Raw genomic sequence first — 20,745 nt, forward strand, 5'->3', positions numbered from 1 at the left:
CCCACCTCCACTTCGAGATCCGCACCACCCCCAACTACGGCTCCGCCATCAACCCGGCGACCTTCCTGCGCGCCAACGGCGTCAACCTCTGACCCACGCCCGGCGCAGGCCACCCCGCAGAACCCCGAGAACAGCCCGCGGCTGCCCTCGGGGTTCTGGCGTGTTCAAGCGGTATCCCGCGCCGCGGGATCCGTATGCGGACCCTGATGGGACCGGGAGCGCTCGACGACCCCACGCCCCTGGCGTATCCCCCGGTGGGCGCCGACGGCCCCGACGCGGAGGACGGTCTCCCCACCGAGATCGAACGGAAGATCCTCAAGTCCCTGTACGCGGCCGACAAGGACGAGAGCGGCGCCCGTGACCTGGGCATGACCCAGGCCCAGCTCGCTACACGCGCGGGAATGTCCCAGGCCGCCGTCTCACGCCTGGAGCACGGAGGTTCCACCCCGACCATCGCCCTGCTCGAACGCCTGGCCACGGCACTGGACTCCACTCTGCATCTGGACATCGCCCCCGACAGCGACCTCTCGGTGACCTTCACGTCCCAGGCCGCGTGATGCCGAGAACGAAGCCCAGGGTCACCCTTCGGACGCGTACGGGACGAAACGCGCCCACGTGTCGGGGGTGAAGGTGAGACGGGGGCCTGCGGTGTCCTTGGAGTCGCGGACGTGGACGGTGCCGGGGGTGAGGGCGAGTTCGACGCAGGACTCGCCGTTGGTGCCACTGCTGTGACTGCTCTTGAACCACGTCGGTTCAGGGGCAACTACAGCGGCGTTCCTGCGGCTCATGAGCCCGAGGTGAACGTGACAAAGTGCGTCCAAGCCACGGTGGTGAGGGCGAGCCTCGGTCCTTCGAGGGTCTTGGAGTCGCGGACGTGGACGGTGCCGGGGGTGAGGGCGAGTTCGACGCAGGAGTTGCCGTCATTGCCACCGCTGTAGCTGCTCTTGAACCAAGCCAGCTCAGAGGCGTCCCCGGCGGTGGTCTTGCGGATCATGTTTCTCCCAGCAGTTGTTCGATGAAGGCCAGTGACTCGCGTGGAGGAAGAGCCTGAGCCCGGATCGTGCCATACCGCAGCTCAAGAATGCGCAGTTGCCTCGGATCGGAGGTCGGCCGACCGTTGAACGCACCGTCAGAACGGCCCACCGCCGTACCGTCCGCGAACTTCAACAGCTCAATCTTGCCGTCCAGGCCGGAGTGGATGTCACAGTTCATCGGCATCACCTGAAGCACGACGTTGTGCAACCGCCCCACCTCCAACAAACGCTCAAGCTGCTGACGCCACACCATTTTCCCCCCGATGGGGCGGCGCAGAACCCCCTCCTCCAGGACGAAGCTGAGTGCCGGAGCGGGGTCGCGCTCGAAGACCGCCTGCCGATCCAGGCGAGCGGACACCATGCGTTCCACGTCATGCGGCGAGTACGGAGGTTGTGCTGCTCCGATCACCGCACGTGCGTGTTCTGGTGTCTGCAACAACCCGGCGACAATGTTGCACTCGTACACCCCGATCTCGACCGCCTTCGCTTCCAGCTTCCCCAGCGCTCGAACGGTCTTCGGATACCGGACCTTCTTCACGTCCTCCCAGGCCGCCGCGATGAGCCCGCCCGCTTCCAGGACCTCGTCCGCCTTGTCCAGGAACTCCTGCCGGGGGATCCGTTTGCCGCCCTCGATCTTGTAAACCATGTCCTCGCCGTAGCCGACGATCCTGCCGAACTCGGCGGCCCGCATTCCCGTCGCCTCGCGGCGCAGCTTCAGTTGGCGTCCGACGGTCGTGATGACCGCGACGCCCCACTCGTCGTCCGGGTCGACTTCCCAACCGGGCTCGTCCGCCTCGGTCTTGAGTCGCTCCGTCTCCGTCTCCGCTTCCGTCTCGACCGCCGTCATACCGCACCTCTCCTTCGCCCTGTTCCGTGACGCACTCGGCGTCCTGCCCGTATCAACCGTCGGAACAGCCATGACAGCACCGGACAACCACCGGACAGTGACCGTACGCATGCGCTAAGTCACCCCTCACGGTACGCAGATCCGGCCATGTTGAGTGATGTGAATCAGCAAACTGCCGAACCCGCCGCCCCCGTCCGCAACTTCAGCGTGCTTCTCTCCCCCACGCTCCGCGGGGCCCACCAAGCCCGGCGACTGGGAGCGGGCCAACTGCGTTCCTGGGGGCTGTCCGTGGACCCGGCCCGCCAGATCATCGCGGAGCTGGCCGTCAACGCGGCGACCCATGGTCGCGTCGCCGGCCGGGACTTCCGGCTCACGCTCTACGTGATCGCCGACACCCTCCGTATCGAGGTCACCGACACCCGCGGTGAACACCTTCCCGAGGTCCGACCCGCCTCCCCCGACGCCGAATCCGGCCGGGGGCTGCTGCTGGTCGAGGCGTTGGCCGACCGCTGGGGCGTATCCGAGGGGCGCTTCCCGCGCAAGACCGTCTGGGCCGAACTGCGGATTACGGCACCGGAACCCGAGTTCCGAAGCTCCGGTGCCGTCGGTGCCTTCCAGGACGAGAAACCGGGGTGAAAGAACCCCACCGAGCCCCACCCCTCCCGCCCGAGGCGCGTCATCACTCGGGCGGGTGAACATCACCGGCTCGGCTGGATTTTCGGCCCCTCGACGCCCTTACGCTCAGCGCACACACCCCGAAAAGACTTCGGCCCCCGCCGGGACTGGCATCCCGGTGCGAGGGCCTGACCACCAAGGAACTGAGGCTTCCCGATGGGTACCCAAAACCCTAGCGTCCCCGTGCTCGCCCGGTCAGCCCTTGTCGGCGATCCGGCTCGATCGCGTCGCCACACCGGCGGCGTCATCCACGACAACACCCGCCACACCAGCCGCTTCGTGGTGATCGGCAACCACCTCACCCAGCACAGCGAACTGTCGCTGGTCGCCATCGGCCTCGGCTGCCACATCCAGTCGCTGCCCACCGGCACCCCCGTGGACATCAAGTCGCTCGCCGCTCGCTTCAAAGAAGGCACCAAACGCATCAGCGACGGCCTGCGCGAGCTGGAGGCGCACGGCTACCTCCGCCGTGAACGCGTCCGCACCGCCACCGGCCGCATCGTCACCCGCACCACCTCCTGCAACCAGCCGGGACACCGACGGGAATCAGCCCCCGCCGACTGCCCCGCCCCGCGCCCCCGGCCGGCGACCGAACGCCCACGCAAGGCCCTCCCCGCCGTCCCCCGGCCCGGCTGCACCGCCCCGGAGCTCCTTCAGCAGGCCGTCGACCTCCTCGCCGGCCTGCGCCGCCACGACCCCCGCCTCCTGCTCTCCGCCACCGACACCGAGCACCTCGCCCCCGGAGTCGCCGCCTGGCTGGAACGCGAGGTCGGCCCCACCGCCGTACGCCACGCCCTGACCAGCGACCTGCCGGACGACCCCCTGCGCCGCCCAGCGGCCCTCCTCGCCCACCGCCTCACCGACCGGCTCCCACCCCTGCCCCCGTACCACGCACCGGCCGCACCCGCGCCCGTACGCCACGCCCTGCGCAACTGCGAGGGCTGCGACCACGCCTTCCGGGCCCCCGAGACCGAAACCCTCTGCCGCGACTGCCGCACGGCCGCCTCACCGACGCGCTGAGCCACCCAGTCCGGTGCACGCCCGGGAGGACTCCATGAGCACGCGGGCCGCACACGGACACGAGCTGGTGCCCCGCCCCGAGCAGACACCCGACGCCCTGCGGGCCGCACTCGCCGTCGCCGATCCCGGGCGCCTGCCCGAGATGCAGCGGACGAAGGACGAGGCCTTCGCCCTGGCCCTCGAGTGGCAGTCCCTCAGCCCGGTACGGAGCTGAGTACTGGTCTGGGCACGGGACATCGAGATCGCCCGCAAAGCCCTGCGGGAGCTGAGCGCCGTCCTGGACGAAGCCCTGACGGCGGTTCACGCGTGAGGGGCTGACCGCCCACCCGCTACGAGTGCCCCAGCTCCGCCGACGACGCGTCCTCCGTCTCCGGGACCGAGCCGGAGTCGGGGGACGGGCGGAGGGGGAAGGGGTCCACGCGGGTCTCGTCGATGACCGGCGGGGCCGGCTGCGGGGGCTTCGGGACGACCGCTGCCTCGGAGTGGCCGCCGCAGCCGAACCCCAGGGAGACGACGTGGCCGTCCGCCGGGGAGAACTCGTTGGCGCACACGCCGAAGGCCTGGCCCAGGGAGCCGCCGATGGGGGTGAGGAAACCGCAGGACATGCAGGAGGCCGGGGCCGCCTGGGCCATGGCGGTCTTCGGGCCGTACGACTCCTCCCAGCGGTCGGCGGCGGCGTGCAGGCCGTAGCGGGACAGGACCCGGGCGCGGCGCATGCCGAGTTCCTCGGCGACCGCGGCGATCGAGCCGCGGGAGGGGGTGACGGGCAGCTCGGCGGGGCTGCCCTCGGTCACCTCGGCGTCCTCGGCGTCCGCGAGGTCGGCCAGCTCGCCGGAGAGCAGGGAGTTCGGCGGCGGCTCCTCCTCGCCGGAGAAGCCCGGCTCCAGGCGGAGGTCCTCGGCGTCGGTGGGGAGGAGGTCGCCGGGTCCCATGTCACCGGGGCGCAGCCGCTCGCTCCACGGCACCCACTCCGGTGCGAGGATCGCGTCGGGGCCGGGCAGCAGGACCGCCTCGTCAACCGTGACGATCTTGGCGCGGGAGGCGCGGGCGACGGTGACGGCCCAGCGCCAGCCGCGGTAGCCGGGCTCGCGGCAGCCGAAGAAGTGCGTGACGACGCGGTCGCCCTCGGAGACGAGCCCCTCGTGCTCGCCGACGACCCCGGGCGCGGCGGCCTCCTCGGCTGCGGCGCGGGCGAGGTCGACGGCCTCGGCGCACAGGCGGTCGGGGGTGCGGCTTCGCGTTGTCGCTGCGCTCACAGGTATCGCTTCTCTCCTACGCCGTCTCACGAGTGCGCCACTCCCAGCGCGGGGGGCGGACGGAGCGGACAGGGGGACCGCGTCGACGTCCGCGCCGCAACGTGCTCGGGCGCGCCTCCATCCATTCTGCGGGATGGCTGAGATACGCACGCTACCTGTTCGCGTGCGCTGGGCCTACACCGACGGTTGTTACGGAGTCCCGCGCGCCGGTTTCCGCGGGGCCGGGGCGCCTGCCGACGGCGTGCCTTCCCGGCGGAAAGACGGCCCACGGCACGACGAACGGCGACACGCCGCCCCGCGGCACGGCGAGCGGCGGGCAGGACGAGCGGCGGCACGGCACCCCGCAGCGCAGCAGTTCCCGGGCGCTCCGGCCCACGGCAGGCACACCCCCGGGCGGCGGCCGCCGCCGGGCCGTTCCGCCGTACGCCGCACCCCGCGTGCCGTCCGTGGCGGATACGGCACTATGTACCGGCTTCTCGGGGCACTATGAACGTCGTGGCTACCGCGAGGACACCCCAGGGCGCCACCGGGACCGGTGGGCCCAAAGGGGTCAAGGGGAGCGGCCGACGCCTCGGTACGGGCCGGGCGGGCGGCCGTCTGCGTGCGTGCGGGCGCGTGCTGCGCTTCCCGGTGACCAAGACCGCCCGGGGCATCCGCCGGGCGACCCACGCGCACGGCGCCGGGGAGTCCGGGCTCGGCAAACTGATCGAACTGCACGGCGTGAACGGCGCCGGCGACGTCATGATCACGGTCGCGCTGGCGTCCACCGTCTTCTTCTCCGTCCCCACGGACGAGGCGCGCGGGCGCGTCGCCCTCTACCTCGCCATCACCATGGCGCCGTTCACCCTCCTCGCCCCCGTGGTCGGCCCGCTCCTGGACCGGCTCCCGCACGGCCGCCGCGCCGCCATGGCCGGCGCGATGCTCGCCCGGGCGCTCCTCGCGCTGGTCCTGTCCGGCGCGGTCGTCACCGGCGGGCTGGAGCTGTATCCGGCCGCGCTGGGCGTCCTGGTCGCCTCGAAGGCGTACGGCGTGGTCAGGAGCGCGGTCGTGCCGCGGCTGCTGCCACCGGCCTTCTCCCTGGTGAAGGCGAACTCCCGGGTCACCCTCGGCGGGCTGCTGGCGACCGGGATCGCCGCGCCGATCGGGGCCGGCCTCCACCAGATCGGGCCGCGCTGGCCGCTGTACGGGGCGTTCGCGCTGTTCGTGGCGGGGATGTTCCTGTCCTTCCGGCTGCCGCCGAAGGTGGACTCCGCCAAGGGGGAGGCGGTCGCGCTGCTCGCCGCCGACGAGCGGCATCTGCACGGCCCGCGCCGCAAGGCGGACAAGCGCCCCGGGCTGCGCACGGTCGGCCCGGCCGTCACCCACGCGCTGGCCGCCAACGCCTCCATCCGCTGCCTCACCGGCTTCCTGATCTTCTTCCTGGCGTTCCTGCTGCGGGAGCACCCGATGTCCGGTCAGAGCGCGGCCGTGTCGCTCGGGATAGTGGGGGTGGCGGCCGGTGCGGGCAACGCGCTCGGTACGGCGGTCGGGGCGGGGCTCAGATCACGCGCCCCGGAGATCATCATCGTGACGGTGGTCGCGTGCGTGCTGAGCGCGGCGATCGTCGCGGCGGCGTTCTTCGGCGCGGTCCTGGTGGCGTGTCTCGCCGCGATCGCCGGGTTCGCGCAGGCGCTGGCCAAGCTGTCGCTGGACGCGCTGATCCAGCGGGACGTGCCCGAACTGGTGCGGACCTCGGCGTTCGCCCGGTCGGAGACGCTGCTGCAGATGTCGTGGGTGCTGGGCGGCGCGATCGGCATCGCGATGCCGCTGATCGGGCCGCTGGGGCTGGCCGTGGGCGCGGCGATCGTCGGCACGGGCTGGCTGAGCACCGTACGGGGGCTGATCCGCTCGGCCCGGCAGGGGCACGCGGGGCGTCCGCGAGTGGCGTAACGCTGCGGCCACGCCGTACCCCACGTGGGGAGCGGGGCCGACGCGCCCGATAGCCTTCGCCCATGACATCGCTGCAATCCGCTGTGCGACGCCGCCGCGCCGTCGCCGCCGCCGGCGCCGTATCCGCCGGACTGCTCGTCCTGGCCGCCTGTGACAAGCCGACGCCGATGGCCACCATCACGGTGGGCAGCGACTCGGTGAGTTCCGAGGCGACCTGCGGCGGCGAGGGCGAGGCCATCAAGGCCGCCGACCTGAACAAGTGCCTCCAGGACAAGGGTATCGACGAGATCTCCGTCGACCCGGACGAGACCGTGCGCTTCGGTGTCGACCCGGAGGTCGCCGACGAGGGCTGGACCATCCTGATGAACGGTCAGCCGCTGACCGACTCCAGCACCAAGACCTACCGCACCATCCCGGGCAGCGTGTTCTTCAACGCCCAGTACGGCGCCCAGGGCGACTCGACCCTGGTGTCGATCAAGGAAGGCGAGGAGGAGACCACCGCTCTGTGGTCCTTCCGCCTGAAGAAGGACGCCTGATCACCTCGCCCTCACGCGTACTCGTGGCCACCGCGGTCCCCGTCGAGCGGGACGCGGTGGCCCGGGCGTTCCCGGGTCCGGTGGCGGAGCTGACGCTGCCCGGAGCGGCCGTGCACCGGGTCACCGGCGGGCCCGACCTCCTCGCCGCCGGGGTCGGCCCGGCGCTCGCCGCCGCGTCCACGGCCGCCGCGCTCACCGCCGCCGCCCTCGACGGCCTGCCCTACGGCCTGGTCGTCTCCGCCGGGATCGGCGGCGGTTTCCCGCCGCACGCGCCCCTCGGCTCGCTCGTCGTCGCCGACGAGATCACCGCGGCCGATCTGGGCGCGGAGACGGCCGACGGTTTCCTGCCGGTCACCGACCTCGGCTTCGGCACCGTCACCCACCGGCCCCCCGCCGCCCTCGCCCTAGAGGCCGCCGCCGCGGCCGGCGCGCTCACCGGGACCGTGCTCACCGTGTCGACGGTGACCGGGACCGCCGCCCGCGCCGACGCGCTCCGCGCCCGTCACCCGCGGGCCCTCGCCGAGGCCATGGAGGGCTTCGGGGTCGCCGAGGCCGCCGCCGCGCACGGCGTGCCCGTGCTGGAGGTACGGGCGGTCTCGAACCTCGTCGGCCCGCGCGACCGCGCCGCCTGGCGCATCGGCGACGCCCTGACCGCCCTCACCGAGGGCTTCGGGAAGCTCGCGCCCGTCCTGGAGAGTTGGATTCAGCATGACCACCAGTGAGCAGCAGGTGCGGATCGCCTACTCCCCCTGCCCGAACGACACCTTCGTCTTCGACGCCCTCGCCCACGGCCGCGTCCCCGGCGCGCCCGCCGTCGACGTCACCTTCGCCGACATCGACGTCACCAACGGCATGGCCGAGCGCGGCGAGCTGGACGTGCTGAAGGTGTCGTACGCGGTGCTGCCGTACGTCCTCGGCGAGTACGCCCTGCTGCCCTGCGGGGGCGCGCTGGGGCGGGGCTGCGGGCCGCTGGTGCTCACCCGGGAGGCGGGGGTGGACCTGACCGGCCGTACGGTCGCCGTGCCGAGCGAGCGGTCGACGGCGTACCTGCTGTTCCGGCTGTGGGCGGCGGACGTGGTGCCGGGCGGGGTGGGCGAGATCGTGGTGATGCCGTTCCACGAGATCATGCCCGCCGTGCGGGACGGGAAGGTCGACGCGGGACTCGTCATCCACGAGGCGCGCTTCACGTACCGGAACTACGGGCTGCACAAGCTCGCCGACATGGGCGAGCACTGGGAGCGGACCACGGGGCTGCCGATCCCGCTGGGCGCGATCATCGCCCGGCGGTCGCTGGGCGAGGAGACGCTGACGCGGCTCGCCGCCTCGATCCGTGCCTCCGTACGGGCCGCCTGGGACGACCCCGAGGCATCACGGCCGTACGTCATGGAGCACGCGCAGGAGATGGACCCGGCCGTCGCCGACCAGCACATCGGGCTGTACGTCAACGAGTTCACGGCCGACCTCGGCGAGGACGGCTACGCGGCCGTGCGCGGGCTGCTCACCCGCGCGGCGGCCGAGGGACTGGTACCGCCCCTCGGCCCGGACGCGCTGCGGTTCCCCTGAGCGGGTTACGGCCGCGGAGCTAGACGTCGAGCTGGTCGGCGACCGCGCGGAGCAGTCCGGCGATCTTCTTGCCGGCCGCGCGCTCGGGGTAGCGGCCCCGCTCCAGCGACGGGGTGATGCTCTCCAGCAGGGTCGTGAGGTCCTGCACGATGGAGGCCAGCTCGTCCGGCTTCTTGCGCTGGGCCGCCGCGACCGACGGGGTCGGGTCGAGAATGGTCAGGGAGAGGGCCTGGTCGCCGCGCTGTCCGGCGACCACGCCGAACTCCACGCGCTGGCCCGGCTTGAGGGCCTCGACTCCGGCGGGGAGGACCGAGGAATGCACGAAGACGTCGCCGCCGTCGTCACGGGAGAGAAAGCCGAAGCCCTTCTCACTGTTGAACCACTTGACCTTGCCGGTGGGCACGTCTGTCCTCGTCCTCGTACTCGTCGGGAAAGCTTCTGAAAACGGCTCGTGATAGCACTCGGGCGGGCCCGATGACCCGCCGGTACCAAGGCTAATGGTCTTCAGGCCGGTGACAAGACGTCACCCGGTTGTTCCTCCTGCGCTGGGAACTACCCTGGTGGGGTGCGTGACAAAACCCAAGCGAATTCCGCAGCGCCCGGCGACGGTCTGGTTCGTGCCGGTGCCGTTGTCTTCATCATCGGTGCCGTGGCCACTTTGGTCACGGTGGCCCCGCTGTTTCTCGGTACGACGCCCTTTCCGACGTACATGTTCGTCCTGAGCATGCTGATGGGGGTCGGATTCCTGATGGCCGGGGCGGGTGTGCTGCGCTCGGTCGCGGCGGGGCGGCGCACGGCGCGGGCCGGTCAGTTGTCGGGGCGGTAGTCGGGGCGGTAGTCGGGGCGGTAGTCGGGGCAGGGGTTCGTGCGGGGGTCCGTGCGGGGGTCCGTGCGATAGTCCGAAAACCATCGCGGGAATGCGGTCAGGGCGGTGAGGACCACGTCCGCGCCGGCCTCGCGCAGCTCCGTGGCGTCGCACGGGCCGGAGGCGACCGCGACGGACAGCGCCCCGGCGGTCCGCGCGCCGCGCACGTCGCCCACGTGGTCGCCGACGTAGACGGCGGCCTCGTGCTCGCGCAGCGCCAGCGCCTTCTGCTCGGCCCACAGCCCGCCGATCACGGCGTCCGGTTCGATGCCGAGGTGCGCCAGGTGCAGCTTGGCGTTCGGCTCGTACTTCGCCGTGACGACGATCGCGCGCCCGCCGGCCTCCCGTACGGCCGCTATCGCCTCCCGGGCGCCGGGCAGGGCGGGGGTGGGGGCGATCGCGTACACCGGGTACATCTCCCGGTACAGGTCCGCCGCCTCCTCGACCCGCTCGGCCGGGAACCAGTTGATCAGCTCGTCCCCCAGCGGCGGCCCGAGCCGGCTCACCGCGAGGTCGGCGTCGATGTACGTGCCCGTCCGCTCGGCGAGCGCCAGGTAGCAGGCGCGGATGCCGGGGCGGGAGTCGATGAGGGTCATGTCGAGGTCGAAGCCGACGGTGGGCGGGGGCGTGGGCGTGGGCGGGGTCGTGAAGGCCATGTGGGTCATTGTGGTGGATCGCCCCCGCCGCCCCTTCCCGTCCCGTCCCCGGGGGCGCTGCCCCCGGACCCCCGCTCCTCAAACGCCGGAGGGGCTGAGAGGTACCGGAGGCGCAGAGTGTGCCGAGCCGGCCGAGGGCAGCCGGACGGCTGAGCGTGCCGAGCCGGCCGAGAGGAGCCGGACGGCTGAGCGTGCCGAGCCGGCCGAGAGGAGCCGGACGGCTGAGCGTGCCGAGCCGGCCGAGGGAAGCCGGACGGCTGAGCGTGCCGAGCCGGCCGAGGGGAGCCGGACGGCTGAGCGTGCCGGGCCGGCTGAGGGGAGTCGGGCGGCTGAGTGTGTCGGGGGGGCTGAGGGGAGTTGGGCGGCTGGGTGGTGGGCCGAGTTCAGCGTTGGCGTTGGGAGCGCCAGGTGAGGAACAGGGCCGATGTGATGGCCGCGCCCCGGATGACCCATGGCCATGTCTCCGTGAGCGCCGCGTTCATGTGGCCCTCGGCGATGGGGGTGCCCCAGCGGCCCTGTGTCCTGCCCCAGAGCCACAGCACACCGCCGGTGAGCGCGAGGCCGGGGATGATGACGACCGCCCACTTCGATTCGGCCGGGGTGAGGCGCCGCGAGGCGTACGCGATGAGCCAGCCGAGGATCAGCGCGAACCAGCTGCCCAGCACCGCGCCCGCGACCAGCAGCCCTGCAGCGATGAGGAGCAGGGGGTTGCTCCAGCGGCGGGACGGCAGTCTCAGCAGGCGCCGGCGGGGCGCGGCGGCCTCCGCGTCCGCCTCCACCGCGGCGGCCGGCTCGGCGGTGTCCTGCGGCGCGGGCTCCTCCTTCGCCGCCGGCGGCCTGAGCAGTTCCGGGATCTCCACCCCGCCCACGAACCCCGGCACCTCGTCCCCGACGCCGAACGCGCTGTTGTCCACCCGCCACCAGTCGGGCTGGGCGGCGCTGTCGCCGAGTTCGTCCGTACGGGCCCGGTGCGGCGGGGACGGGACGCCGGAGGGCGCGGGGTCCGCCGGTTCGGCCGGGCGGGGCCGGGGGACGACCCGGCGCAGGACGCCCTTCGGGCGGTCGCCGGGCTCCGGCTCGCGCTGCACGGGGACGGCGGCGGGCGCCGCGGAGGTGCTCGGGCCGGTACCGGACGTGTCCTCGGCCGCCGTGACGACCTCGGTCGGTGTGCCCATGCGGGAGATGATGCGGCGCACCGCGGCCGGGGAGTCGACCACGGCCTTCGCCCGCCGCCGGTCGATCTCGTCGCGCAGCTCGGCGACCAGCCGCATGCGCGCCGCCGACGGCAGCTGCCGCTGCTGCGCGACATCGCCGACGCGGCTCAGATATTCGTAGACGACCTGGTCGCTCTCGATACCCACGAAGTCCCCTCCGGGACGGATGCGTTGGGACACCGTCGCCCGACGGTACCGCGAGCGGGCCCGGCGGGCCCAACTCCCGGCACCCCGGGGACGTACCCAACCGCTAACGTGAGGCGGATGAGCACCGAGGAGAAGCCCCCGTCGGCCCCCCGATCCCTCGCCGAGGCCCTTCGGGGGCGGGACGACGTCTCCCTGGCGGCGCTGCTGCGCGGCCGGCCGGATCTCATCACGCCCGTGCCCACCGATCTCACCCAGCTCGCCACCCGCGCCGGCACCCGCGCCTCGGTCGTGCGGGCGCTGGAGCGGCTGGACCGGTTCACGCTGCAGACCGCCCAGGCGCTGGCGGTGGCGGCGGACCCGGCGTCGTACGGCGAACTGCTCGGGCTGCTGGCGGGCGACGACGGCGACCCGGCGGTCACCGCGGCGCTGCCGCACGCGCTCGGGGTGCTGCGCGAGCAGGCCCTGGTGTGGGGCGGCGACGACCGGCTGCGGCTGGTCCGCACCGCGCGGGAGCTGCTGGCGCCATCGCCGCAGCACCCGTCGCCGACCGGTCTGGGCCCGACGGTGCGGGAGGCCACGGCGGGGATGTCGCCGGGGCGGATCCAGGAGATCGTGGCGACGGCGGGGCTGCCGTCCACGCACGACTCGGTGTCCGCCGTGACCGCGCTGACCGCCCTGTTCGACGACCCGGCGCGGATGTCCGCGCTGCTCGACGAGGCGCCGGCGGAGTCCGTGGAGGTGCTGGAGCGGCTGGTGTGGGGTCCGCCGTACGGGCAGGTCACCGCCGATCCCGCGCCCCGGCTGCGCTGGCTGCTCGACCGGGGGCTGCTGCTGCCGACGGCGCCGGGGACGGTGGTCCTGCCGCGTGAGGTGGCGCTGCGGCTGCGGGCGGGGCGGGCGCACCGGACACCGGAGCCGGTGCCGCCGCCGGTCGAGGCGGCCGCCGTCCATCGTCCACAGGTTGTGGACGCGACGGCGGCCGGGCAGGCGTACACGGCGCTGACGATGGTCGAGGAGCTGCTGAAGGACTGGCACGAGGGCGGTCCGGCGGTGCTGCGGGCCGGCGGGCTGAGCGTGCGGGACCTGAAGCGGACGGCCGTGGCCCTCGACGTGACCGAGCCGGTGGCCGCGTTCTGGGTGGAGCTGGCGTACGCGGCCGGGCTGCTGGCCTCCGACGGGGAGGCGGACGAGCGGTACGCGGCGACACCGGCGTACGACGAGTGGCTGGAGCAGCCCGACGCGCAGCGGTGGGCGCGGCTGGCGGCGGCGTGGCTGGCGGCGACGCGGACGGCGGGGCTGGTCGGCGGGCGGGACGCGAAGGACCACACCCTGTCGGCGCTGGGCCCGGGCCTGGACCGCTCGGCGGCCCCGGAGGTACGGCACAGGGTGCTGACCCTGCTGGCGGGTCTGCCGGAGGGGGCCGCGCCGGTGGAGGAGTCGGTACTGGCCCGGCTGGCCTGGGAACGGCCGCCGCGCGGGGGACGGGGCGGCGGCGCGGCGGGGCACGCGGCGGACGGCGCTCATGGCGCGGAAGGGCACGCGGGCATCGGCGGCCGTGAGGCGGGCGGCCACCCGGCCGAGCACGCGCGGGGCGGGAGCGGTGGAAACGGCGGGCGCGGTGCGGCCGGGTATGCCGGCTCCGGGTACGCCGGTGGCGGGTATGCCGGTGGCGGCGCGCGCGGCCCGGTGGCCGGCGGGGACGGCCCGGACGATCCGCGGGGGCGGCTGGCACGGTGGGCGCTGGCCGAGGCGGAGATGCTCGGGGTCACCGGGCGCGGCGCCCTGTCCGCGCACGGGCGGGCGCTGATCGGCGCGCCCGCGCCCCGGCGCGCGGAGGAGCGCGCGGAGGAGGCGGAGCCGGAAGGGCCCGGCGACAAGCTGCCCGTGCACCACCGGCCCGCCCCGGCGCACGCTCCCCTCTCCCCGGCGGAGCGGGCGGCGGCCGCCGCTGCCGCCGCCCGGCTGCTCGCGCCGCTGCTGCCCGACCCGCTGGACCACGTGCTCCTCCAGGCCGATCTGACGGCGGTCGCGCCGGGCCCGCTGGAGCGGCCGCTCGCCGACCTGCTGGGGGTCATGGCCGACGTCGAGTCGAAGGGGGGCGCGACGGTCTACCGGTTCACGCCCGGCTCGGTACGGCGCGCCCTCGACGCCGGTCAGACCGCCTCCGACCTGCACGCCTTCCTCGCGGCGCGCTCGCGTACGCCGGTGCCGCAGCCGCTGGCCTATCTGATCGACGACGTCGCGCGCCGGCACGGGCACCTCCGGGTCGGCGCCGCGTCGGCGTACGTCCGCTGTGATGACGACGCGGTGCTGGGCGAGATCCTCGCCGACAAGCGTGCCGCCGCACTGGGCCTGCGCCGGCTGGCGCCGACCGTGCTGGCCGCGCAGGCCGATCCGGCCGGTCTGCTGGAGGGGCTGCGCGCGATGGGCTTCGCCCCGGCCGCCGAGTCCGCCGAGGGCGATGTCCTGATCAGCCGCGCCGACGCCCGCCGCACACCGCCGCGCACACCTCCCGAGCCGGTCCCGGACGGGCCGCCCGTTCCCGACGACACCCTGCTCGGCGCGGCGATCCGTGCCGTCCGCGCCGGCGACCTCGCCGCCACCGCCCCCCGCAAACCGGCCGCCGGGGACCGTTCCGGCGACCGGGCCGGCGAACTGCCGCGCACGGCCGCCGCCGACACCCTCGCCACCATGCAGGCCGCCGTGCTCACCGGCGAGGCCCTGTGGATCGGCTACGTCAACGCGGAGGGCGCGGCGAGCCAGCGCGTGATCGCCCCGGTCCGGGTCGAGGGCGGGTTCGTCACGGCGTACGACCACACCGCCGACGAGGTCCGTACGTATCCGCTGCACAGGATCACGGGCGTGGCGGAGCTGGCGGACGAGGACGGCTGACCCATTCGGGTGTGCGGCGGGGTTCATGCACGCCACGCCGGGGTTTTCCACCTGATGAGCGAGTCTGCGGCCGGTTCCGCATCGCGGCGTGTGCCGTGGGGCAGCCACCGGGTGTCCTGAACGGGCGCGCCGACCATCGTGACCCGTTCGCACGCAACAGAAAGGAAGTCCCATGCGTGCCGTTCGTCGCGCCGCCGCCGTCCTGACCTCCACGGTCGCCCTGCTCGGAGCATTCGCCGCCGAGGCCGCCGCGATCGGGATCGACCTGGGTGGTGGCCTGACCTTCTGACCGATCCGTGTCCCTCACGGGCCGGTCCCTCGTCCCCGGGGCCGGCCCGGCCGGGAGAACCGGCGGTGAACAAGCTCACGCCGCCCGCGCCGAAGCGGTCCCGGCCGCTCGGGGCGCCGACCGCGCGCGATCAGGCAAACTGGACGTTTGGCCGAGCTGTGCCCGTGCCGAGCCCGTCGCAGAAAGGCAGCCGCGCGTGAATGGTCCGCTCATCGTCCAGTCCGACAAGACTCTTCTCCTTGAGGTCGATCACGAGCAGGCCGACGACTGCCGCCGGGTCATCGCGCCGTTCGCCGAGCTGGAGCGGGCGCCCGAGCACATCCACACCTACCGGGTGACCCCGCTGGGTCTGTGGAACGCGCGGGCGGCCGGACACGACGCCGAGCAGGTCGTCGACGCGCTGGTGCAGTACAGCCGCTACCCGGTACCGCACGCGCTGCTCGTCGACATCGCCGACACCATGGACCGCTACGGCCGGCTCAGCCTGGTCAAGCACCCGGCGCACGGCCTCGTCCTGACCAGCACCGACCGCCCGGTCCTGGAGGAGGTGCTGCGCTCGAAGCGGATCGCGCCGCTCGTCGGCGCCCGCATCGACCCCGACACGGTGGTCGTGCACCCTTCGGAGCGCGGGCAGATCAAGCAGACGCTGCTGAAGCTGGGCTGGCCCGCCGAGGACCTCGCCGGGTACGTGGACGGCGAGGCGCACCCCATCGAGCTGGTCGAGGACGGATGGGCGCTGCGCCCGTACCAGAAGCAGGCCGTGGAGAACTTCTGGCACGGCGGCTCCGGTGTGGTCGTCCTCCCCTGCGGGGCGGGCAAGACGCTGGTCGGCGCGGGTTCCATGGCGCAGGCCAAGTCGACCACGCTGATCCTGGTCACCAACACCGTCTCGGCCCGGCAGTGGAAGCACGAGCTGGTGAAGCGGACGTCGCTCACCGAGGACGAGATCGGCGAGTACAGCGGGACGAAGAAGGAGATCCGCCCCGTCACCATCGCCACCTACCAGGTGCTGACGACGAAGCGGAAGGGTGTCTACCCCCACCTGGAGCTGTTCGACTCCCGGGACTGGGGTCTGATCCTCTACGACGAGGTGCACCTGCTGCCCGCCCCCGTCTTCAAGTTCACCGCCGACCTCCAGGCCCGGCGCCGGCTCGGCCTGACCGCGACCCTCGTGCGGGAGGACGGCCGCGAGTCGGACGTGTTCTCGCTGATCGGCCCGAAGCGGTTCGACGCGCCGTGGAAGGAGATCGAGGCGCAGGGCTACATCGCCCCGGCCGACTGCGTCGAGGTCCGGGTCAGTCTCACCGAGTCGGAGCGGCTGGCGTACGCGACGGCGGAGCAGGAGGAGAAGTACCGGTTCTGCTCGACGACGGCCACCAAGCAGAAGGTGACGGAGGCGATCGTCCGGCGGTTCGCGGGGCAGCAGATCCTCGTCATCGGGCAGTACATCGACCAGCTCGACGAGCTGGGCGAGCATCTGAACGCGCCGGTGATCAAGGGCGAGACGTCGAACGCGCAGCGGGAGAAGCTGTTCGACGCCTTCCGGGAGGGCGAGATCAGCGTCCTGGTGGTGTCCAAGGTGGCGAACTTCTCGATCGACCTGCCGGAGGCGACGGTCGCCATCCAGGTGTCGGGCACCTTCGGCTCCCGGCAGGAGGAGGCGCAGCGGCTCGGCCGGGTGCTGCGGCCCAAGGCGGACGGGCACCAGGCGCACTTCTACTCCGTGGTCGCCCGGGACACCATCGACCAGGACTTCGCCGCGCACCGCCAGCGGTTCCTGGCGGAGCAGGGGTACGCGTACCGGATCATGGACGCGGACGAGCTGCTGACCGAGAGCTGAGCGCTCATCCCGCGGGCAGGTTGAACGTCAGCACCAGGACGGACACCGAGGGCAGCAGCGACAGGCCCGCCAGCCAGATCCGCGGGACCGCCCAGCGGCGCCGCCACGGCAGCAGCCAGGAGGCGAGCCAGGCGGCGCCCGCGAGGACGTTGCCGAAGAGCAGGGTTCCGTGGATCACGGAGAGGGCGGTCTCCAGGGCCCGCGAGCAGTCGTCGGGGCCGCAGCTGTCGGTGGCCATGACGGACATCGCGCCGAACAGGAGCGCCACGGGGAGCAGAAACGCCCCGAGGGCGGTCGCGATCGCGGGCGCCACCCAGGCCCGGGGGTCCCGCTCGGCCCGGTAGCGCCGGACCGGCGACACGGCGGCGTGGTGCTGGCTCATCCGGCCAGTGAAGCGGCCCGGCGGCGGCCGGCGCACCGGCGCGGGTACTCACCGGTGTGCGTCCCCGTACTCACACGCCGGCGGGGGCGGCGTGCGCCGACGCGGTGTCGGAGTACGCCGCCCCCGGGTCGGGGCGTGGGCCGGGTGGGGGCTACTTCGGGTCCTGGGCGAACTTGGCGGCCGACCAGAAGTAGCCGAGCACCGCCAGGCCCAGGCACCAGGCCACGGCCAGCCAGCCGTTGTGGCCGATCTCCGAGCCGAGCAGCAGTCCGCGCAGGGTCTCGATGGCGGGCGTGAACGGCTGGTACTCGGCGATGGGCTGGAACCAGCCCGGCATCCCCTCGACCGGGACGAAGGCGCTGGACAGCAGCGGCAGCAGGATCATCGGCATCGCGTTGTTGCTCGCGGCCTCGGCGTTCGGGCTGACCAGCCCCATGCCGACCGCGATCCAGGTGAGCGCCAGGGAGAACAGCACCAGCAGCCCGAACGCGGCCAGCCATTCCAGGGCCGTGGCGTCCGTCGAGCGGAAACCGATGGCCACGCCCACGGCGCCGACGAGGACCACGCTCGCCACCGACTGCAGCACGCTGCCGATCACGTGCCCGATGAGCACGGAGCCCCGGTGGATGGCCATCGTGCGGAAGCGGGCGATGATGCCCTCGGCCATGTCCATGGAGACGGAGACGGCGGTGCCGATCGTGGTGCTGCCGATGGTCATCAGCAGCACCCCCGGCACCAGGTAGGCGATGTACGCGGAGCGGTCGGCCCCGCCCATGCCCGCGCTCATCACGTCCCCGAAGATGTAGACGAAGAGCAGCAACAGCATGACCGGCGTGAGCAGCAGGTTCAGGGTGAGCGAGGGGTAGCGCCGGACGTGCAGGAGGTTGCGGCGCAGCATGGTGGACGAGTCGCGCAGGGCGAGGGCGAGGGTGCTCATCGGACGGCCTCCTTGGACTGGGCGGGGACGGTGGCGGGGCCGGTGAGGGCGAAGAACACGTCGTCGAGGTCGGGGGTGTGCACGGTCAGCTCGTCCGCCTCGACGCCGGCGGTGTCGAGCAGGTCGAGGATCGCGCGCAGTTCGCGCTGGCTGCCGCCGCTCGGGATCTGCAGGGCGAGGGACTCGTCGTCCCCGACCGCGTCGCGCAGTGCGGAGGCGGCGGACCGGTAGCCGGCCGGGTCGGTGAAGCGGAGTCTGACGTGTCCGCCGGGGACGATCCGCTTGAGCTCCTCGGCCGTCCCCTCGGCGGCGATCCTGCCGTCGTTCAGGACGGCGATGCGGTGGGCGAGTTCGTCGGCCTCCTCCAGGTACTGGGTGGTGAGGAAGACGGTGACGCCGCCCGTGACCAGTTCGCGGATGATCTGCCACATGGTGTGGCGGGAGCGCGGGTCGAGTCCGGTGGTCGGTTCGTCGAGGAAGATGATCCGCGGGTCGCCGACCAGGGTCATGGCGATGTCGAGGCGGCGCTTCATGCCGCCGGAGTAGGTGGAGGCGGGCTTCTTCGCGGCCTCCACCAGGTCGAACCGCTCCAGCAGCTCGGCGGCCACCCGCCGCCCCTCGCGCCGGGACAGATGGTGCAGGTCCGCCATCAGCAGCATGTTCTCCTCGCCGGTGATCAGCCCGTCCACGGCGGAGAACTGACCGGTGACCCCGATCGCCGCCCGTACGGCCTGCGGATCGGCGGCGAGGTCGTGGCCGCCGACCCGCAGGTCACCGGCGTCCGCGGTGACGAGGGTGGAGAGGATCTTGACGACGGTGGTCTTGCCGGCGCCGTTCGGGCCGAGCAGGGAGAAGATCGTCCCTTCCGGGACGGTGAGGTCGACGCCGTCGAGCACGACCTTGTCGCCGTAGGACTTGCGCAGCCCGTGCGCCGCGATGGCCAAGCCGGTCATGAGGGGGTTCTCCTTTTACGGGAAGCGGACGGTCACAGGCTGCGGGCGGTGATGTCGCCGTAGGTGGTGGTCGCGTGGATGGCCAGACCGGCGGCGGCGCCGTCGGCGTTGCTGAGCGAGTTGTGGACCCTGCCGTAGCCGGTGCCGGCGTCCAGGGCGGCGGAGACTCCGCGGGCGGCGCCGACGGCGATGTCACCGTGCTCGGTGCGCAGCGTGACCGTGCCGTGCACGGCCTCGGTGACGCGGATGTCGCCCTTCTGCGTGCTGATCTCGGCGGGGCCGCCCAGGCGGCCGACCGTGATGTCCCCGGCGAGGACGGCGAGGCGGGCGCTCGCGGCCTCGTCGAGCTTGACCGGACCCTGCGCGCCCTTGAAGGTGACGTCGCCGAGCCGGCCGACGCCCCGGAGCTCCGCACCGGCGGCCGTCGCCTCGACGCGCGAGCCGGCCGGCAGCCGGACGGTGACCTCGACGGATCCGGACGGGCCGAGGATCTGGTTCCTCACCGGCGGGCCTTCGATCCGCAGGACGCCGTCGCCGTACTCGACCCTGGTCTGCTCCGCCGCCTTCACGTCACGGCTCTTCGTGGCGTCCACGGGCAGGACCTCGACCACGGTGTCGGCCCGGTCGGCGGCGATGAACTGGATGCGGCCCGCCGGGACGTCGAGGACGACCGAGACCGGGGTGGGGGTGTCGAACTGCATGGTGCGCTCCTTCTGGTTGCCGTTCCCGCCGGTGTTTCCGACATGAGAAACGCTACGTTGCGTTCAAGGTTGCGGCAACTAGTTCGTTGCATAGAAGAAGGATCTGTGCAGGTCAGAGTAGGGATATCGTTGCAACGGAGCGAAACTTAACGCAACAAACGAGCGCGAGGCGTTGCAATGGATCGGCGGTGAACGCTACGCTGGGGGCATCACGCACCACGAAGGAGGCCGCGTTGCCCGGAGGCAGGCTCACCCAGCAGGAACGCCAGCAGATCGCGACGGGGCTGGCCGACGGGCTCGCCTACGCGGAGATCGCCCGGCGTCTGGACCGTCCCACCTCGACGATCACCCGCGAGGTGATGCGCAACGGCGGACCCGCCGGCTACCGCGCGGACCTCGCCCACCGCGCCACCGAACGCCGCGCCCACCGGCGCAGACAGTCCGCGCCCCGGGGGCCGAAGGCGCTCACGGAGGACTACGGGCGGGACGCGGAGGCCGTACGCGCGTACGAGGAGACGCTCACGACCGTCTTCATAGCGTCGGGCACACCCAAGATGATGGCCAGGGTCATGGCCTGCCTCACCCTCACCGACGACGGCAGCCTCACCGCGGCGGAACTCGCGCAGCGCCTCGAGGTCAGCCCGGCGTCCATCTCCAAGGCGATCACGTTCCTGGAAAGCCAGGGTCTCATCCTGCGGGAACGCGAAGAGGGCCGCCGTGAGCGCTACAGCGTCGACGACGAGATCTGGCACCAGTCGATGATCGCCAGCGCCCGGTCCACCGCCCAGGTGGCCGAGACCTCACGGCAGGGCGTCGGCATCATGGGGCCCGGTACACCGGCCGCCACACGCCTGGAGAACGTCGCCCGCTACCTCGACTTCATCTCCGAGGCGATCGCCCGCGCCGCCGAGCAGGCCCGCGAGGTCCTGCACACGAAACCCGCGACCGGCACGGACACCACCGCCGGGCCGCCTTCCGGCCAGGAGTAGCCGCGCCGGCCGCGGAGGCC

The 20,745-nt window shown here is 73.0% G+C and carries 23 protein-coding genes and 1 pseudogene; 13 read left to right on the forward strand and 11 right to left on the reverse strand.

Annotated features, from left to right (window positions below):
* Positions 1-92: pseudogene (locus ACZ434_RS25950) on the forward strand (M23 family metallopeptidase); the annotation flags it as partial.
* Positions 93-194: 102 nt separating this feature from the next.
* The gene (locus ACZ434_RS25955; RefSeq protein WP_468459847.1) at positions 195-557 is read left to right on the forward strand and encodes a helix-turn-helix domain-containing protein; all 363 of its coding nucleotides are present in this window, start codon (positions 195-197) and stop codon (positions 555-557) included.
* A 21-nt stretch (positions 558-578) separates the two neighbouring features.
* Here ACZ434_RS25955 and ACZ434_RS25960 read toward each other — a convergent pair whose 3' ends face one another.
* Genes ACZ434_RS25960 through ACZ434_RS25970 form a run of 3 tightly spaced genes read right to left on the reverse strand, consistent with a single transcriptional unit; the run spans position 579 to position 1,881 of the window.
* Positions 579-788, reverse strand: coding sequence for a DUF397 domain-containing protein (locus ACZ434_RS25960; RefSeq protein WP_468459849.1), 210 nt, complete (start codon positions 786-788; stop codon positions 579-581).
* Positions 785-994, reverse strand: coding sequence for a DUF397 domain-containing protein (locus tag ACZ434_RS25965; protein ID WP_468459851.1), 210 nt, complete (start codon positions 992-994; stop codon positions 785-787). Before ACZ434_RS25965 ends, ACZ434_RS25960 begins: the two co-directional genes overlap by 4 nt.
* Positions 991-1,881 (reverse strand): helix-turn-helix domain-containing protein, encoded by an 891-nt coding sequence (locus ACZ434_RS25970; protein WP_468459854.1) that lies wholly within the window; start codon positions 1,879-1,881, stop codon positions 991-993. The genes ACZ434_RS25965 and ACZ434_RS25970 overlap by 4 nt, the downstream gene beginning before the upstream one ends.
* Before the next feature lie 159 nt (positions 1,882-2,040).
* Here ACZ434_RS25970 and ACZ434_RS25975 point away from each other — a divergent pair, with 159 nt between their 5' ends.
* From ACZ434_RS25975 to ACZ434_RS25985, 3 genes are all read left to right on the forward strand, one after another.
* The gene (locus tag ACZ434_RS25975) at positions 2,041-2,517 is read left to right on the forward strand and encodes an ATP-binding protein (protein ID WP_468459855.1); all 477 of its coding nucleotides are present in this window, start codon (positions 2,041-2,043) and stop codon (positions 2,515-2,517) included.
* A gap of 195 nt (positions 2,518-2,712) precedes the next feature.
* Positions 2,713-3,576 (forward strand): helix-turn-helix domain-containing protein, encoded by an 864-nt coding sequence (locus ACZ434_RS25980; protein WP_468459857.1) that lies wholly within the window; start codon positions 2,713-2,715, stop codon positions 3,574-3,576.
* A gap of 34 nt (positions 3,577-3,610) precedes the next feature.
* Complete coding sequence (locus ACZ434_RS25985) at positions 3,611-3,790, forward strand: hypothetical protein (protein ID WP_468459859.1); 180 nt, start codon at positions 3,611-3,613, stop codon at positions 3,788-3,790.
* A gap of 115 nt (positions 3,791-3,905) precedes the next feature.
* On the opposite strand, the gene ACZ434_RS25990 is transcribed toward ACZ434_RS25985, so the two are convergent.
* Positions 3,906-4,832, reverse strand: coding sequence for a DUF3027 domain-containing protein (locus ACZ434_RS25990; RefSeq protein ID WP_468459861.1), 927 nt, complete (start codon positions 4,830-4,832; stop codon positions 3,906-3,908).
* 495 nt (positions 4,833-5,327) lie between these two features.
* Here ACZ434_RS25990 and ACZ434_RS25995 point away from each other — a divergent pair, with 495 nt between their 5' ends.
* The 4 genes from ACZ434_RS25995 to ACZ434_RS26010 all read left to right on the forward strand — a co-directional run bounded on the left by ACZ434_RS25995 (position 5,328) and on the right by ACZ434_RS26010 (position 8,860).
* On the forward strand, positions 5,328-6,761 hold the full coding sequence (locus ACZ434_RS25995; protein ID WP_468459863.1) for an MFS transporter: 1,434 nt from the start codon (positions 5,328-5,330) through the stop codon (positions 6,759-6,761).
* A gap of 62 nt (positions 6,762-6,823) precedes the next feature.
* Positions 6,824-7,297 carry a DUF2771 domain-containing protein gene (locus tag ACZ434_RS26000; protein WP_468459865.1) on the forward strand — a complete coding sequence of 158 codons (474 nt, stop codon included), beginning with the start codon at positions 6,824-6,826 and terminating at the stop codon, positions 7,295-7,297.
* Positions 7,267-8,019: a futalosine hydrolase gene (locus ACZ434_RS26005; protein ID WP_468459867.1), complete on the forward strand. Its 753-nt coding sequence runs from the start codon at positions 7,267-7,269 to the stop codon at positions 8,017-8,019. Before ACZ434_RS26000 ends, ACZ434_RS26005 begins: the two co-directional genes overlap by 31 nt.
* Positions 8,006-8,860 carry a 1,4-dihydroxy-6-naphthoate synthase gene (locus tag ACZ434_RS26010; protein ID WP_468459869.1) on the forward strand — a complete coding sequence of 285 codons (855 nt, stop codon included), beginning with the start codon at positions 8,006-8,008 and terminating at the stop codon, positions 8,858-8,860. Before ACZ434_RS26005 ends, ACZ434_RS26010 begins: the two co-directional genes overlap by 14 nt.
* 19 nt (positions 8,861-8,879) lie before the next feature.
* On the opposite strand, the gene ACZ434_RS26015 is transcribed toward ACZ434_RS26010, so the two are convergent.
* Complete coding sequence (locus ACZ434_RS26015) at positions 8,880-9,263, reverse strand: cold-shock protein (RefSeq protein ID WP_468459872.1); 384 nt, start codon at positions 9,261-9,263, stop codon at positions 8,880-8,882.
* A 162-nt stretch (positions 9,264-9,425) separates the two neighbouring features.
* Here ACZ434_RS26015 and ACZ434_RS26020 point away from each other — a divergent pair, with 162 nt between their 5' ends.
* Entirely contained in the window at positions 9,426-9,686 is a 261-nt protein-coding gene (locus tag ACZ434_RS26020; protein ID WP_468459874.1) for a hypothetical protein, read from the forward strand.
* On the opposite strand, the gene ACZ434_RS26025 is transcribed toward ACZ434_RS26020, so the two are convergent.
* Entirely contained in the window at positions 9,668-10,381 is a 714-nt protein-coding gene (locus tag ACZ434_RS26025) for an HAD family hydrolase (RefSeq protein WP_468459876.1), read from the reverse strand. The two genes, ACZ434_RS26020 and ACZ434_RS26025, sit on opposite strands and share 19 nt — an antisense overlap.
* A gap of 383 nt (positions 10,382-10,764) precedes the next feature.
* A complete protein-coding gene (locus ACZ434_RS26030) occupies positions 10,765-11,742 on the reverse strand; it encodes a hypothetical protein (protein ID WP_468459878.1) in 978 nt (325 codons plus the stop codon).
* A 117-nt stretch (positions 11,743-11,859) separates the two neighbouring features.
* Here ACZ434_RS26030 and ACZ434_RS26035 point away from each other — a divergent pair, with 117 nt between their 5' ends.
* Both ACZ434_RS26035 and ACZ434_RS26040 read left to right on the forward strand, forming a co-directional pair.
* Entirely contained in the window at positions 11,860-14,634 is a 2,775-nt protein-coding gene (locus ACZ434_RS26035; RefSeq protein WP_468459880.1) for a helicase-associated domain-containing protein, read from the forward strand.
* Between the two features lie 485 nt (positions 14,635-15,119).
* On the forward strand, positions 15,120-16,763 hold the full coding sequence (locus ACZ434_RS26040; protein ID WP_468459882.1) for a DNA repair helicase XPB: 1,644 nt from the start codon (positions 15,120-15,122) through the stop codon (positions 16,761-16,763).
* A gap of 4 nt (positions 16,764-16,767) precedes the next feature.
* Here the strand turns inward: ACZ434_RS26040 and ACZ434_RS26045 are convergent, their stop codons facing one another.
* The 4 genes from ACZ434_RS26045 to ACZ434_RS26060 all read right to left on the reverse strand — a co-directional run bounded on the left by ACZ434_RS26045 (position 16,768) and on the right by ACZ434_RS26060 (position 19,736).
* On the reverse strand, positions 16,768-17,145 hold the full coding sequence (locus ACZ434_RS26045) for a hypothetical protein (protein WP_468459884.1): 378 nt from the start codon (positions 17,143-17,145) through the stop codon (positions 16,768-16,770).
* Between the two features lie 151 nt (positions 17,146-17,296).
* Complete coding sequence (locus ACZ434_RS26050) at positions 17,297-18,082, reverse strand: ABC transporter permease (RefSeq protein ID WP_468459886.1); 786 nt, start codon at positions 18,080-18,082, stop codon at positions 17,297-17,299.
* On the reverse strand, positions 18,079-19,035 hold the full coding sequence (locus tag ACZ434_RS26055; protein ID WP_468459888.1) for an ATP-binding cassette domain-containing protein: 957 nt from the start codon (positions 19,033-19,035) through the stop codon (positions 18,079-18,081). Before ACZ434_RS26055 ends, ACZ434_RS26050 begins: the two co-directional genes overlap by 4 nt.
* 32 nt (positions 19,036-19,067) lie before the next feature.
* The gene (locus tag ACZ434_RS26060; protein WP_468459890.1) at positions 19,068-19,736 is read right to left on the reverse strand and encodes a DUF4097 family beta strand repeat-containing protein; all 669 of its coding nucleotides are present in this window, start codon (positions 19,734-19,736) and stop codon (positions 19,068-19,070) included.
* Between the two features lie 233 nt (positions 19,737-19,969).
* Here ACZ434_RS26060 and ACZ434_RS26065 point away from each other — a divergent pair, with 233 nt between their 5' ends.
* Positions 19,970-20,725 (forward strand): helix-turn-helix domain-containing protein, encoded by a 756-nt coding sequence (locus tag ACZ434_RS26065; RefSeq protein ID WP_468459892.1) that lies wholly within the window; start codon positions 19,970-19,972, stop codon positions 20,723-20,725.
* Positions 20,726-20,745 lie beyond the last annotated feature (20 nt).

It is taken from the genome of Streptomyces sp. NPDC030893 (assembly GCF_055571535.1).

Bases quoted from the DNA above. Each gene is read 5' to 3' on its own strand.
- ACZ434_RS25955 (WP_468459847.1), top strand. From the start codon at position 195: ATGCGGACCCTGATGGGACCGGGAGCGCTCGACGACCCCACGCCCCTG.
- ACZ434_RS26055 (WP_468459888.1), bottom strand. From the start codon at position 19,035: ATGACCGGCTTGGCCATCGCGGCGCACGGGCTGCGCAAGTCCTACGGC.
- ACZ434_RS26025 (WP_468459876.1), bottom strand. From the start codon at position 10,381: ATGGCCTTCACGACCCCGCCCACGCCCACGCCCCCGCCCACCGTCGGC.
- ACZ434_RS26060 (WP_468459890.1), bottom strand. From the start codon at position 19,736: ATGCAGTTCGACACCCCCACCCCGGTCTCGGTCGTCCTCGACGTCCCG.
- ACZ434_RS25965 (WP_468459851.1), bottom strand. From the start codon at position 994: ATGATCCGCAAGACCACCGCCGGGGACGCCTCTGAGCTGGCTTGGTTC.
- ACZ434_RS25980 (WP_468459857.1), top strand. From the start codon at position 2,713: ATGGGTACCCAAAACCCTAGCGTCCCCGTGCTCGCCCGGTCAGCCCTT.
- ACZ434_RS25985 (WP_468459859.1), top strand. From the start codon at position 3,611: ATGAGCACGCGGGCCGCACACGGACACGAGCTGGTGCCCCGCCCCGAG.
- ACZ434_RS25970 (WP_468459854.1), bottom strand. From the start codon at position 1,881: ATGACGGCGGTCGAGACGGAAGCGGAGACGGAGACGGAGCGACTCAAG.
- ACZ434_RS26050 (WP_468459886.1), bottom strand. From the start codon at position 18,082: ATGAGCACCCTCGCCCTCGCCCTGCGCGACTCGTCCACCATGCTGCGC.
- ACZ434_RS25960 (WP_468459849.1), bottom strand. From the start codon at position 788: ATGAGCCGCAGGAACGCCGCTGTAGTTGCCCCTGAACCGACGTGGTTC.
- ACZ434_RS26000 (WP_468459865.1), top strand. From the start codon at position 6,824: ATGACATCGCTGCAATCCGCTGTGCGACGCCGCCGCGCCGTCGCCGCC.
- ACZ434_RS26010 (WP_468459869.1), top strand. From the start codon at position 8,006: ATGACCACCAGTGAGCAGCAGGTGCGGATCGCCTACTCCCCCTGCCCG.
- ACZ434_RS26035 (WP_468459880.1), top strand. From the start codon at position 11,860: ATGAGCACCGAGGAGAAGCCCCCGTCGGCCCCCCGATCCCTCGCCGAG.
- ACZ434_RS26045 (WP_468459884.1), bottom strand. From the start codon at position 17,145: ATGAGCCAGCACCACGCCGCCGTGTCGCCGGTCCGGCGCTACCGGGCC.